The 13,525-nt window shown below is 54.1% G+C and carries 14 protein-coding genes; all 14 read left to right on the top strand.

Annotated features, from left to right (window positions below; genetic code table 11):
* Window positions 1-75 precede the first annotated feature (75 nt).
* The 14 genes from glmU to COMA1_RS08915 all read left to right on the top strand — a co-directional run bounded on the left by glmU (window position 76) and on the right by COMA1_RS08915 (window position 13,517).
* Window positions 76-1,632 carry a bifunctional UDP-N-acetylglucosamine diphosphorylase/glucosamine-1-phosphate N-acetyltransferase GlmU gene (gene glmU / locus COMA1_RS08980; RefSeq protein ID WP_456236547.1) on the top strand — a complete coding sequence of 519 codons (1,557 nt, stop codon included), beginning with the start codon at window positions 76-78 and terminating at the stop codon, window positions 1,630-1,632.
* A 58-nt stretch (window positions 1,633-1,690) separates the two neighbouring features.
* Window positions 1,691-3,520: a glutamine--fructose-6-phosphate transaminase (isomerizing) gene (gene glmS / locus COMA1_RS08975; RefSeq protein ID WP_090747167.1), complete on the top strand. Its 1,830-nt coding sequence runs from the start codon at window positions 1,691-1,693 to the stop codon at window positions 3,518-3,520.
* A gap of 73 nt (window positions 3,521-3,593) precedes the next feature.
* Window positions 3,594-3,887, top strand: a complete 294-nt coding sequence (gatC, locus tag COMA1_RS08970; protein ID WP_090747164.1) for an Asp-tRNA(Asn)/Glu-tRNA(Gln) amidotransferase subunit GatC — start codon at window positions 3,594-3,596, stop codon at window positions 3,885-3,887.
* Between the two features lie 71 nt (window positions 3,888-3,958).
* Window positions 3,959-4,315 carry an aspartate 1-decarboxylase gene (gene panD / locus COMA1_RS08965; protein WP_090747161.1) on the top strand — a complete coding sequence of 119 codons (357 nt, stop codon included), beginning with the start codon at window positions 3,959-3,961 and terminating at the stop codon, window positions 4,313-4,315.
* A gap of 70 nt (window positions 4,316-4,385) precedes the next feature.
* Window positions 4,386-5,852, top strand: a complete 1,467-nt coding sequence (gene gatA, locus COMA1_RS08960) for an Asp-tRNA(Asn)/Glu-tRNA(Gln) amidotransferase subunit GatA (protein WP_090747159.1) — start codon at window positions 4,386-4,388, stop codon at window positions 5,850-5,852.
* 72 nt (window positions 5,853-5,924) lie between these two features.
* The gene (locus tag COMA1_RS08955) at window positions 5,925-6,332 is read left to right on the top strand and encodes a DUF948 domain-containing protein (RefSeq protein WP_090747156.1); all 408 of its coding nucleotides are present in this window, start codon (window positions 5,925-5,927) and stop codon (window positions 6,330-6,332) included.
* The gene (locus COMA1_RS08950) at window positions 6,322-6,645 is read left to right on the top strand and encodes a YtxH domain-containing protein (RefSeq protein WP_176697961.1); all 324 of its coding nucleotides are present in this window, start codon (window positions 6,322-6,324) and stop codon (window positions 6,643-6,645) included. Before COMA1_RS08955 ends, COMA1_RS08950 begins: the two co-directional genes overlap by 11 nt.
* The gene (gene gatB, locus COMA1_RS08945) at window positions 6,642-8,072 is read left to right on the top strand and encodes an Asp-tRNA(Asn)/Glu-tRNA(Gln) amidotransferase subunit GatB (RefSeq protein ID WP_090747150.1); all 1,431 of its coding nucleotides are present in this window, start codon (window positions 6,642-6,644) and stop codon (window positions 8,070-8,072) included. The genes COMA1_RS08950 and gatB overlap by 4 nt, the downstream gene beginning before the upstream one ends.
* 21 nt (window positions 8,073-8,093) lie before the next feature.
* Complete coding sequence (gene eno, locus COMA1_RS08940; RefSeq protein ID WP_090747147.1) at window positions 8,094-9,380, top strand: phosphopyruvate hydratase; 1,287 nt, start codon at window positions 8,094-8,096, stop codon at window positions 9,378-9,380.
* Between the two features lie 34 nt (window positions 9,381-9,414).
* Entirely contained in the window at window positions 9,415-9,774 is a 360-nt protein-coding gene (locus COMA1_RS08935) for an FtsB family cell division protein (RefSeq protein ID WP_090747144.1), read from the top strand.
* Complete coding sequence (gene era / locus COMA1_RS08930) at window positions 9,771-10,655, top strand: GTPase Era (RefSeq protein ID WP_090747141.1); 885 nt, start codon at window positions 9,771-9,773, stop codon at window positions 10,653-10,655. The genes COMA1_RS08935 and era overlap by 4 nt, the downstream gene beginning before the upstream one ends.
* Before the next feature lie 208 nt (window positions 10,656-10,863).
* Entirely contained in the window at window positions 10,864-12,324 is a 1,461-nt protein-coding gene (mgtE, locus tag COMA1_RS08925; protein WP_245630968.1) for a magnesium transporter, read from the top strand.
* A gap of 52 nt (window positions 12,325-12,376) precedes the next feature.
* Window positions 12,377-13,132, top strand: a complete 756-nt coding sequence (recO, locus tag COMA1_RS08920) for a DNA repair protein RecO (protein WP_090747138.1) — start codon at window positions 12,377-12,379, stop codon at window positions 13,130-13,132.
* Between the two features lie 28 nt (window positions 13,133-13,160).
* Complete coding sequence (locus COMA1_RS08915) at window positions 13,161-13,517, top strand: gamma-butyrobetaine hydroxylase-like domain-containing protein (protein ID WP_090747135.1); 357 nt, start codon at window positions 13,161-13,163, stop codon at window positions 13,515-13,517.
* Window positions 13,518-13,525 lie beyond the last annotated feature (8 nt).

The following is a 13,525-nucleotide window of genomic DNA, read 5'->3' as shown; positions in this document are numbered from 1 at the left end:
CTTTGAGAAACGCTCATTATGAGGAGTATGCAGCGCATGACATCAATGGCTGATCAGCAGGCAATGGATTCCCCTATTGCCGGTCTTGGGGTGATCGTGATGGCAGCTGGGTTGGGTAAGCGAATGAAGTCCAACCATGTCAAAGTGTTGCATCAGGTTGCAGGGAAGCCGATGGTGCAGTACGCGGTGGATGTGGCGCTTCGAGTGGCAGGTCAGCGAATCGCGGTCGTCGTTGGGCATCAAGCGGAAAAGGTTCGGCGGATCATTGAGGCGGGGATCACCGGCACGCCGGGAGCACAGGCGGTGCGTATCGTCGAACAGGCGCAACAGCTGGGGACCGGCCATGCGGTCATGCAAAGCCGTTCCGTGTTCTCTCAAGATGGTACAGCGGGTCCTGTACACTATCTTATTCTAAACGGTGATACCCCCTTGTTGAAGGAATCCACCGTGCGCGAGCTTCTCACTGTTCATCAACGAGAGGGGGCAACCGTCACCATTCTGACGGCGATCTTGGATGATCCCAGTGGCTACGGGCGGGTGATTCGTCGTCAAGCAGACCAGGGGGAGCAAGCGCATTCGTCCTTGGACGTGCTGAAGATTGTCGAAGATCGCGATGCCACTCCGACAGAGCGTGCGACCAAGGAAATCAATGTGGGTACATATGTGGTGTCCGGCGCGTTTCTCTTTGAGGCGCTCGATAAGCTGGAGCCCGACAATGCACAGGGTGAATACTACCTGACGGATATCGTGCGGATGGCAGTTTCACAAGGGCAGCGTGTGTCTGCGGTGACGCTTCGGAACCCCGATGAAGGGTTAGGGGTCAATACCAGACAGCAGCTGGCAGCGGCAGAGCAGGTCGTTCGGCATCAGATTCGTGAACGTTGGCTGGATGCCGGCGTGACAATGCGAGACCCAGGTTCCGTGTGGATTGATGCAGACGTCACGATCGGCAAGGATACGGTTCTGTATCCCCACGTCGTACTCGAAGGGAACACGGTGATTGGTGAGGAGACTACGATTCGCTCAGGGGTTCGGATCACCGATTGTAGAATCGGCAATCATGTTGAGCTGTTAGATTCCTCTGTTCTCAGTCAATCGCGTGTTGATGACGAGGCACATGTGGGACCGTTTGTTCATCTTCGTCCTGGCGTGGTGGTGAGGCGACGAGCGAAAGTCGGAAATTTTGTCGAAATGAAAAAGACCGAGTTGGGCGAGGGGTCCAAAGCCAATCATCTCAGTTACTTGGGGGACGCCACGATTGCTGAAGGAGTGAATATCGGTGCTGGTACGATCACCTGTAACTATGATGGCCAGAAAAAGTATCACACGGTGATTGGGAAGAATGTATTTCTGGGGAGTGATACTCAGCTTGTTGCGCCGGTGACGATCGGGGAGGGCGCAGTGATCGCCGCAGGGACGACCGTCACACAGAATGTGCCGGCCGATTCACTGGCGATCGCCCGGGTTCCTCAGACCAATCGAATGGGATGGGTGGCCAAACGACGGGCCTTGTTGGAAAGGACTGCACCCAGTGTAGCTTCCGTCAAGATCCCTGCGAAGCATGTAAGGGTAAAAAAACAGAACACTGCGGCGAAGTCCAAGAAAAGGGCTGGGCGGTCATCGAAGGGCTGATCGCGGAACGATAGCGGCGCGTAGTTGTCTGCCAACCATTTTAAGCCGAGGTATTGTCATGTGTGGAATCATTGGATATGTCGGCAACCAGGAAGCCGTGCCGATTCTTATAGGAGGATTATCCAAGTTAGAGTACCGCGGCTATGATTCATCGGGTGTAGCCGTATTACAGGGAGAGAAAATCGCCGTCAAGCGGAGTGTCGGCAAGCTAGTGAATCTTCAGAACGCTCTCAAGGCCAATGGGCTCACGGGAACGGTCGGTATCGGCCATACTCGGTGGGCGACGCACGGCAAGCCCTCGGAGCAGAATGCCCATCCGCATCGATCTAAGGGCTGTGTGTTGGTGCACAACGGAATTATTGAAAACTACCAGCAGCTGAAACAGCAGCTCGAGAAGGACGGCTATAAGTTTGTCTCAGAGACCGATACGGAGGTCGTTGCCCATTTGATCGATAAATATCTTCAGAAAGGCAATAAGCTAGCCGATGCTGTGCGTTTGGCGACAAAAGACGTGAAAGGCAGTTACGCGCTGGCGGTGATGTCGGAGCGGGAGCCGGGAACCTTGATTGCTGCACGGTCAGGCTGTCCGTTGGTCGTCGGTCGGACGGCGCATGCATCCTATATCGCCTCGGATGTCATGGCTATGCTGGCGCATACGCGGGAAGTGACCTATCTCGAAGAAGGGGACGTGGCGGTCGTTACCCAAGGCGATGTGCAACTGACCGATTTTGATGGGCAGACTGTCTCGCGAAAGGCGTCGAAGATCACATGGGATGCGTCTGCAGCCGAGAAGAGCGGCTATCCGCACTTCATGCTGAAAGAGATTCATGAACAGCCGCAGACCATTTTGGATACCATGCGAGGGCGGTATTCCTATGAAACGGGAGAGGCGGATCTCCCGGACATTGGGTTGACACCGAAAGAATTCGCGTCTTTGGAGCGGATCTGGATCGTGGCTTGTGGAACGTCCTGGCATGCCGGTCAGGTCGGGAAGTATCTGTTTGAGGAAATGGTCCGGACGCCGGTTCAGGTGGATATTGGCAGCGAGTTTCGCTATCGTGATCCGCTTGTCGGTAAGAAGGATTTGTTTATTACAATCTCCCAATCCGGTGAGACGGCCGATACGCTTGCCGCTGCACGAGAGGCCAAGGCCAAGGGGGCGCGTGTCGTGTCCATTGTGAACGTGGTTGGGAGTACGTTGGCCCGTGAGTCGGATGGAGTTCTGTATACCCATTGCGGGCCGGAGATCGGCGTGGCCTCGACGAAGGCGTTCACTGCGCAGCTCACGGCGCTCTATCTCCTGGCCTTGCATTTCGCGCGAGTTCGGAATGTGATGAAGGTAGCGGATGGTCAGGCCTGGCTTGATCGGCTCGTGCGGTTGCCGGTCCTGGTTGAGAGTGTGCTACAGCGGGAAGCTGAAATCGTGGCGATTGCCAAGCGCTACTACAAGAAACGGAATTTTCTCTTCTTGGGGCGCGGAATCAATTATCCGATCGCGCTGGAAGGCGCACTAAAACTCAAAGAAATTTCCTACATTCATGCCGAAGGCTATGCGGCAGGGGAGATGAAGCATGGCCCGATCGCATTGATCGACAAGGATATGCCGGTTGTGGTGTTGGCGCCTCGCGATCGACTGTATGACAAAACAGTGAGTAATCTCATGGAGGTCAAGGCGCGACATGCCCCCGTGATCGCATTCGTGGCTGAAGGAGAGCGAGAACTCGGGAAGATCGCGGATGCGGTGTTTACGGTGCCGGATACCCATGCACTGATCTCTCCGATGTTGTTTACGATTCCGCTTCAGCTCCTGGCGTACCATATTGCCGTGTTGCGAGGTGCGGATGTGGATCAGCCGAGGAATCTTGCGAAAAGTGTGACGGTGGAATAAACGGATGTTGAAAATGGCTTCCAGCGGCCTTGCTGGAAGACCATGTTGAACATCTTCTAAAGAAGAGAGACGGATGGAGATCACGCAGCAGGATGTTGAAAAAGTGGCGCAGCTAGCCAGGTTAGCCGTGACGGCTGCTGAAAAGGAAACATTCGCCAAACAGTTGACTCAAATTCTTACCCATGTCGACAAGTTGAAGCAGTATGACACCACCGGCATTGAACCGACGGCGACCGTTACCGGGCAACTGAATGTGTTCAGAGAGGATCTTGTGCGTCTCTCGTTGCCGGTGGAAAAAGCGTTGGCTAATGCGCCGGAACGTGAATCGGATGGATTTGTCGTTCCCAAAATCATAGAGGAACGTTAACCGTCCATGACCGTCTCATCCGTAACCATTCTGGATGAGATTCTGACAATCGACGGAGGACGAGGCAATACATGTTTCGACAAATGTTACGTTCGAAGATTCACCGTGCGACGGTGACTGGAGCCCACCTCGAGTACGAAGGAAGTTTGACGATCGATCAAGACTTGATGGAGGCGGCAGGCATTCTGCCATACGAGGCTATTGTCTGCTCAAACCTGAATAACGGCGAACGATTCATGACCTATGCCATTAACGGGGCGCGAGGAAAGGGAGAAATTATTCTCAACGGCCCCACAGCCAGGAAAGCGGCAGTCGGGGACCAAATCATCATCTTTTGTTACGAGTATTATGGTGAAGAAGAAATCAAGAAGCACGTGCCCAAGATCGTGCGCGTGAATGAGAAAAATCGAATTGTGACGGGGAGCTAACCGACCCAACCCCGGCACTGGATGCCGGTGTCGGTTTGTTGTGCGAATACCCGTTGGTCATGAGCATGTCATGTCTCTCCAAAAACTAGGTCTCGTTGAGCTTCATAAGAAATTCACGGCAGGGGAAGTGACCGCGACGGAGATCGTGCGCGCCTATTTTCTCCGAATCAGTCAGGTGGAACCGAAGGTGAAGGCCTTTGTCACTCAAACGAAAGAGGCTGCCTATCAGCAGGCGGAGTGTTTGGATCAAAAGCTCAAAGTGTGGAGAAAGACTCATCCGCTGACAGGGATGCCGCTCGCAGTGAAGGATAACATCTGCACAGATGGTGTGCCTACGACCTGTAGCTCTCGAATGTTACAAAGTTTTGTTCCACCATACGATGCGACGGTCGTTTCGAGGCTGCGCTCGGAGGAGTACATCTTGGTGGGCAAGACCAATCTGGATGAGTTCGCCATGGGGTCATCGACAGAGAACTCTGCATTTGGCCCCAGCCGAAATCCGTGGAATCTTCACTGTGTGCCGGGCGGATCGAGTGGAGGATCGGCAGCGGCGGTGGCCGCGGAAGAATGTGTGGCGGCACTTGGGTCCGACACCGGGGGGTCGATCAGGCAGCCGGCCGCATTCTGCGGCGTGGTGGGGGTGAAGCCGACGTACGGACGTGTGTCACGGTATGGTCTTGTGGCGTTTGCCTCGTCGCTCGATCAGATTGGGCCGATCACACGCAATGTGCCTGATGCGGCGTTTCTTCTCCAAGCCATTGCCGGCCATGATCCGATGGATTCCACCTCGGTTGATCGTCCGGTGCCGGACTACGTGAAAGCGTTACAGAAGCGTGACCTCAAAAACCTAAAGGTCGGTGTGCCGGTGGAATTTTTCACCGAGGGACTTGATCCGGAGGTCGAGCAGGCCGTCCGAGCCGCCATCGGGGAATTGAAGCACCTTGGTGCCGAGATCAAGGAGATCCGTCTACCCAGAACTGACGCTGCAGTGGCGGTTTATTACGTGATTGCAACAGCGGAGGCTAGCTCAAATCTTGCCCGGTTCGACGGCGTGAAATTTGGGTTCCGTGCCAAGGAAACGAAAGACCTGCTGGAACTGTATCTGAAAACGAGGCAGGAAGGGTTCGGGTCGGAAGTCAAACGTCGAATTATGCTTGGTACGTATGTGCTCAGCGCAGGATATTATGACGCCTACTATGGGAAGGCGCAGGCTGTGCGCACGTTAGTCTGTCAGGATTTCGACGCCGCATTTAAGGAGGTAGACCTCATTATCACTCCGGCAACGCCGACACCGGCCTTCAAGCTTGGCGAGAAAAGCGAAGATCCGTTGCAGATGTATCTGTCAGATATTTTCACGATCTCGGTGAATCTGGCAGGGTTGCCGGCGATCGCGCTGCCTTGTGGATTCACCAAGGCAGGGCTTCCGATCGGGCTCCAACTGATTGGGCGGGCGTTTGAGGAAGATCTGATGCTCCGCGCCGCACACGCCTATGAGCAATCCACAGCCTGGCATCGCCAGAAGCCAAATCTACGGTAAGACGAAGGTGATAAAAAGAAATGGGGTCATGAGTGAGATGAATGCAATGACTGACCAGGAGGAGAGGCAACTATGACGATCGTTGAAATTGCGGCACTCCTCGTCGCCGTCGTATTTGCAGTGCTGGTTGGATATCTCGTGCCTGTTTTGATGCAGATTCGAAAGACTGTTGCCGAGTCCGAACAACTGTTGGCGAAGATGAATACGGAGTTGCCGGCTCTTGTGGCTGAATTGCGTGCGGTGAGCCAGAACCTCAATGACGTGACGAGTCAGGCCCGTGAGGGTGTCGAGCATGCATCGGTCTTGCTGCACGCCGTAGGCGAGGTTGGTGAATCGGTGCGGCAAGTACATACTGTTGTCTGCGGTTCAGGCGGAACGCTATTGAGCAATGTGGCGAGTATGGTTGCCGGCGTCAAGGCCGCAACGCACGTCGTACGGGAACGCATGAAACATGAGGGAGGGACACACAATGGCGGATGAACGGGGAGCTTCAACGGCGGTGTTGTTGGCGTTTCTCAGCGGTGCGGCCATGGGTGCGGTGATGGGACTATTGCTGGCCCCCCAAACGGGCAGTGAGTCGCGTGACCGACTGCGAGGGTATGCTCGTCGTGCGGAAACCGATTTGCGAGATCTCGCTGGTCGGGCTGGTGAGGTGTTTGAAGAAGCCGTCGATCAGGGCAGGGAGTTCGTCGAGTCGAAACGGTCGGTGCTGCGGGATGCCTTCGATGCCGGACGTGAGGCGATGAAACGCGAACGAGGACACGTCCAAGATGAGGGAGCGGAGCGCGGATGATGTTTGAGGCGGTGATCGGGGTGGAGGTCCATGCACAACTGCGGACCAACTCCAAAATGTTCTGCGGGTGCGGTACGACCTTCGGGCTCTCCGCGAACAGCCAGACTTGTCCTGTCTGTCTTGGTCTCCCAGGCAGCTTGCCCGTGATCAATCGAACGGCGATCGAAATGGCGGTTCGTGCCGGATTGGCGTTGAACTGTACGATCACGGCAAACAATCGATTCGCAAGAAAGAACTATTTCTACCCGGATTTGCCCAAGGGGTACCAGATTTCTCAATACGAGGATCCGATCTGCCAGCATGGCTGGATTGAGGTCGTTGTCGGGACGGTTGCAAAACGAGTTCGAGTTCGGCGAGCGCACTTGGAAGAAGACGCGGGGAAAAACGTACACGGAGCTGGGACGGCGGGAAGCCGTGTGGATTTGAATCGTGCGGGCACACCGCTGCTGGAGATCGTGACGGAACCGGACATGAGTTCAGCGGATGAGGTGGTAGCCTATCTGAAAGGGTTGCGCGATGTGCTGATGTATCTGGATGTGTGCGATGGGAACATGGAAGAAGGGAGTTTCCGTTGTGAGCCAAACTTGTCATTGCGTCCGGTTGGCCAACGGGAGTTCGGGACGAAGGTTGAGCTCAAGAATATCAATTCCTTCAAATATGTGAAGGATGCGGTCGAGTATGAAATCAAACGGCAGACCAAGGTCCTGAATGAGGGAGGCAAGATCTATCAGGAGACCAGACTTTGGAACATTGATCGGGGTGAAACGGCAGTGATGCGCTCTAAAGAGGAGGCCCATGACTATCGATACTTCCCTGATCCGGATTTGGTACCGCTGCAGTTGAACGAGGACTGGATCGAGGGATTTCGATCGTCATTACCGGAATTGCCAGCCGTGCGTACCCATCGATTTATCACCGAGTATGGTCTTCCAGAGTACGATGCGGGCGTGATCACGACATCGAAAGGCATGGCGGATTACTTTGAGTCCTGCCTGAAGCTGTTCAAAGACCCTAAAACCGTGAGTAATTGGGTGATGGGGGAATTAACCCGAGAATTGAATAACTCGGGGACCGATATCGCCGTGTCGCCGGTCTCGCCTGATCGACTTATCGATCTGTTGACGATGGTGGATAAAGGGGTGATCAGCTTAAAAGTCGCTCGTGAGATTTTTCCCGAGCTCTATCGTAGCGGCAAGACCCCGCAACAGATTGTGCAGGAAAAAGGGTTGACGCAGGTCTCAGATGAAGGGGCGCTACAGAAGATCATCGACGAGGTTTTGAGTAAGAATCCGGTGCAGGTTGGGCAGTTCAAGGAAGGGAAGCCGCAGGTCTTAGGATTTCTTGTTGGTCAGGTGATGAAGGCAAGTGGGGGGAAGGCGAATCCCGGCAAGGTGAATGCGTTGTTGAAAAACAAGCTGATTGTCTAACTGGAGAGAGGGGCAAGCGGTATGAGCGACATCAGAGAAATCAGGGGCAGGCAGATTATCGATTCACGTGGTAATCCGACGGTTGAGGTCGAAGTCAGGCTTGAAAGTGGAGCGGTTGGGCGAGCGGCCGTTCCCTCCGGCGCTTCGACAGGCGAAAAAGAGGCGATTGAGCTGAGAGATGGGGACAAGAAGCGATGGATGGGAAAGGGTGTCTCCAAAGCGGTTGCAAATATTAGCAAGGTCATTGCTCCTGAACTGCTGGGAAAGGACGCATTCGATCAAGCCGGGATTGACCGAGCCATGATTGGGTTGGATGGGACGAAGACCAAGGGCAAGCTGGGCGCGAATGCGATCTTGGGTGTGTCCTTAGCCGTGGCGAAAGCGTCGGCGATTGAAACCGGGCAACCTCTCTACCGGTACTTGGGTGGGACGAATGCGCGCGTACTTCCGGTTCCGCTTATGAACATCATCAACGGGGGAGCCCATGCCGACAATCGGCTGGACCTTCAAGAGTTCATGATCATGCCGGTGGGGGCCAACCGATTCAGCGAGGCCCTTCGCATGGCCACCGAGGTCTTTCATTCATTGAAGGCGCTCTTGAAGAAGAAGGGCCTCAATACGGCCGTCGGAGATGAAGGAGGATTTGCTCCCGATCTGCAATCGAACGAAGAAGCATTGAGCCTCATATCGGAGGCGATTGAAGCGGCAGGCTATCAGGTCGGGCGGGATATTGCTCTGGCGTTAGACTGTGCCGCCAGTGAACTCTACGAGAAGGGACGGTACATTCTTGAAGCAGAAAAGAATCCGGAACGTTCATCGGAAGACATGGTCAGTTACTATGGCAAACTGCTCGATCGCTATCCCATTCTCTCCATCGAAGATGGGTTGAGTGAGCTGGACTGGAAGGGCTGGAAATTGCTCACGGAAAAGCTCGGGAAGCGGGTCCAACTCGTCGGCGACGATATCTTTGTGACGAATGTTGAGATCTTTTCAAAGGGCATTAAGGAGGGGATTGGAAATTCAATCCTGATTAAGCTGAATCAGATCGGAACATTGACGGAGACGTTGGATGCCATTGAACTCGCGAAGCGATCGGGTTATACGGCCATCATTTCGCACCGTTCTGGGGAAACAGAGGACACGACCATTGCGGACGTGGCCGTCGCGACGAACAGTGGGTTGATCAAGACCGGGTCTCTTTCTCGAACGGATCGTGTGGCGAAATACAATCAGCTGCTGCGAATTGAGGAAGAGTTGGGAGCTGCGGCAATCTACCGTGGTCGAGAGGCCGTGCCTGTGCGGAGTTAGCCTGTTCTGTAACCATGGTCAGGATTAATTAATAATGGTTATTAAGCAAAATCGTGGTCGGGACTGGCTGGAGTGGCAGCGACGTCTGTTCACTCTTGCCCAGGTGGGCGGAGTGATTGGGGTTCTTTGGCTGGGGGTCGCACTCTTCTATGGAGAAATGGGGCTTTCACGGTATCTCACGATGCGGGATTACGCCAAGAATTTGGAAGAAGAGCTGTCGGTATTACGCAAAGAAAATGTCACCTTGCAGCACGATATTCTGCGTCTCCAGCATGATCCAACCAAGATCGAACAATTAGCCCGTGAGCAGTTAGGCTATGTGCGGAAAGGTGAGACAGTGTATCAATTCATTCCAGGTTCAGAGAAACAACAGGAGCCTTCCTCAAAGCCATGAAGTTCGGAACGGTTGCCATCATCGGGCGATCCAACGTAGGCAAATCGACTCTACTGAATCGTCTGCTCGGCGAAAAAATTGCGATTGTCTCGAGTAAGCCGCAAACGACCAGGACTCGGGTGATGGGTATTGTGCACGCGGAAGGGGCGCAAATCGCCTTTCTCGACACACCGGGATTGCATAAGCCTGACCATTTGTTGAATCGACGGATGGTTCGCGCGGCGATGGAAACGCTAGACGATGCGGATGTGTTGTACATGCTGATGGAGGCGACAAGCCGTCCAGGCCCAGGAGATTTGTCTGCCATTAAATACATGAAAGAGGCCTTGGCAAAGCAGCCGAGGCCGGTGATCTTAGTCCTGACCAAAATCGATCTGGTGAATAAGCATAAGATGCTTCCCGTTCTTGACCAATATGCCAAGCTGTTTGCCTGGACGGAAGTGGTGCCGGTGTCTGCTCAGGGCAACGATAATGTGGAGCGATTGCTTGCCGTGACGGTTCCGTACCTTCCGTCAGGGGAAGGACTGTACGGCGAGGATGTTGTGACAGATCAGACGATGAGGACGTTGGCGGCCGAAATGATTCGGGAGAAGGTCATCCAGGCGACCGAGGATGAAGTCCCATATGCGACGGCGGTCGAGATCGATGAATTTGTTGAAGAGGGAAGACTCGCGAAGATTCGGGCGTCGATTATGGTTGAACGCGAGACACAGAAAGGCATTTTGATCGGAAAGCACGGGGAGCGGTTGAAAACAATCGGGACCCAAGCCCGATTGGACATGGAAAAGATTTTTGGAATGAAAGTGTTTCTTGAGCTGTGGGTGAAAGTCAGAAAAGACTGGCGCGAGGATGAGCAGGCTCTTGTGGAGTTGGGCTACTAATCGTTGGTGGGAACTTGATATTGATGATTTCCGGTACGCACTCGTAACAGAAAGCGGATGGCATCCCTATGCCGCAGCAGTTCAAGCAGCCTTCCCAATAAGGCCGTAGGTAGTGAAGACGAAGTATCTGCTCTGTGTCGTCCAGTGAGCGGTTGGCCTGCTCCATGCGGCGCCACCGGAGCAAGTCTCAAGATCCCGCGCAACAATCATGCAGCCAACCGACCGACCAACGGAACCACGCCTTCCGGAACAACGTCCTCGTCCCGCTGATCGTGATATCCTGCGCGAAGTCCTTCGTGATCAGACCGAACGAGGGCAGACAAAATCAGATATCGTCATTCAATCCGTGCAGAAGCTCCTGCGTCGGGGAGCCATCACGAACCTGTCAAAAATGTTAGGGCGTATGCACCCAGCGGATATTGCTAAGGCAGTGACCCATCTCTCCTCGCCGAAGGAAAAACGGGAAATTTTCGAGCTGGTTCGTGGCGAACGAAAGCGCGGACAGGTGCTGAGCGAGCTGGACGGGGAGAGTATTCAACAGGTGCTCGCCGATCTGCTTCACTCCGATATTGCCTGGCTCCTGAAGGATCTAGGCCCTGACGATGTTGCCTATATTCTTGGGTTCCTCCCGGAAGAACGGAGTAAGGAAGTGTTAGCGCTGATGAAGACGGAGGATTCGACTGAAGTGGCCGACATTCTCCGATACCCCAAAGATACGGCCGGCGCCATCATGACCACGGAATTCTTTTCCCTCCCGGAGGACGCCACGGCGCAGGAGGCCATCCGCCGGTTGCAACAGGCCACTGATGCGGAAATGGTGTTCTATATCTATGTGACGGATAAGGATGATCGCCTGGTTGGCGTGCTTTCGCTTCGGCAACTTCTCACGGTGCCTCCCACGACTCCGCTGAAGAACATCATGACGCGGGAGGCGATGAGCGTCAGTATTGATATGGATCAAGAAGAGGTGGCGAGGCAAGTGGCCAATTATAACTTGTTGGCCATTCCGGTCGTGGAGCGAGACGGGAAGCTTGTGGGGATTATCACGGTTGATGACGTGGTCGATGTCATCCGTGAAGAAGCGACCGAGGATATGCTCAAGATGGCCGGTGCCATTGAAGAAGATACGGCTTCAAAGTCATCAAGCATCGCGTCAGCCAGACTCCGATTGCCATGGCTATTTACTAACCTTGTAGGGAGTCTACTGTCCGGGGCAATCCTCTGGTATTTCCGCTATACAGTTCAAGAAGTTGTGGCAATTGTGAGTTTTATTCCCGTCATTGCCGCGATGGGTGGTAATGTCGGCTTGCAATCATCAACGTTGATTATTCGTGGATTGGCCACCGGGTCCGTTGAGCTCAGCCATGTCTGGCCGGTGTTTTTCCGTGAGGCAAAGGTCGGGTTAGTGATGGGGCTGGCGTGCGGAGTAACGTTGACGCTGGTTGCGTGGGTCTTGCATCAAGGGTTTCTGGGGATGGTCGTGGGCGTTTCTCTGATCATCGCCTTTTTTGTCTCGACCAGTATGGCGACGATTATGCCAATCCTGTTGAAGCGCCTAGGAGTAGATCCTGCCGTCGCGGCCGGCCCCTTTGTGACCACGGCGAATGATATCACCGGGATTTCGATTTATTTAACGTTGGCCACGATATTCTTGGAGTATCTCCGATGACACAATTCAGCAGGTCATCAGGAGATTGTTGGGCCAGGGATGAGAGGGCGATGTGCCACTCGTAAAGGCGACAGCGCTCGTTTTGCGAAGTCGCAAGTGGGGCGATGCCGATCGAATTGTCACATTTTACGCAAAAGAGAAAGGCAAGATTCGAGGGGTAGCTCGTGGTGCGCGTCGGCCTAAGAGCCGTTTTGGCGCGGCACTTGAGCCGTTCAGTCTGTGCCGGTTGAATCTCTTCGAAAAAATCGGCGACTCGCTATATCGGATTTCACACGTTGATCTTGTCAGGTCTTCCCAAAAGTTGCGGGAATCTCTCAGTCTCATAGATTCGGCGGCACGGATGGTCAACGTGGTGGCTGCGATTACTCCGGATGGAGATCCGGATCCACTTTTGTTTGATACGCTCGAGCAGGGGCTTGCATCGCTTCACGAGAGTGAAGACCCAACCTTTACGGCGCTCCTTTTTCAAATCAGATTGCTGGGTGTCACCGGATTTCGTCCACAGACCGACCATTGTGCTTCATGTGGGAAGACACATTTTGTAGGTGAACCTCACTTTTCTCCGGTTGCAGGAGGGCTTGTGTGTGTACCATGCGTTGCGCACCAGCGAGTTCGCTGTGTCGCGCTATCACGCGGCAGCCTCTCATTTCTCCAACAGGCCATTCGTCTTGATCCCATTCTCGTGACACGATTACGAGCCAGTGGACAAGTGCGGGGAGAAGTGGAGGCGGCGATTGAAGGGTATGTGACGGTTGTGGCCGGTAGGAGGCTCCCATCCGCGAATTTTTTGTCGATTACTGTGTCGTAAGACGTGATCACAGGAGAGAGGGGTGAGTATGACAGCCGCTGCATTAGAGCCTCGGGATATAGAGTGGCTTGAGAAGGGCGTATTGGGAATTCAATGGAGCGACGGTCATCGGGCAGTTTATCCAGTCCGCTCGCTTCGACAGCATTGTCCCTGTGCGGCCTGCGTTGATGAATGGACGGGAGCACGTCGCCTTCAGGCCGATGATGTTCCGTTGTTGATCATGCTACAGGATATTCAACCAGTTGGGCGCTATGCGTTTCAATTCAAATGGAGCGATGGCCATGATACGGGAATTTATTCCTACACTTTGTTGCGGGGGTTGTGTCAGTGTGATGTCTGTCAACCGGTTAAACCAATTGAAGTCAAGTCCAGGCGACTTTTGTGAGGGGAGAC

Origin of the sequence: Candidatus Nitrospira nitrosa (genome assembly GCF_001458735.1) — a bacterium.
Classification (GTDB): domain Bacteria; phylum Nitrospirota; class Nitrospiria; order Nitrospirales; family Nitrospiraceae; genus Nitrospira_D; species Nitrospira_D nitrosa.
Note: the sequence above shows the minus strand (reverse complement) of the source record. Positions and strands in the feature narration are given on the sequence as shown.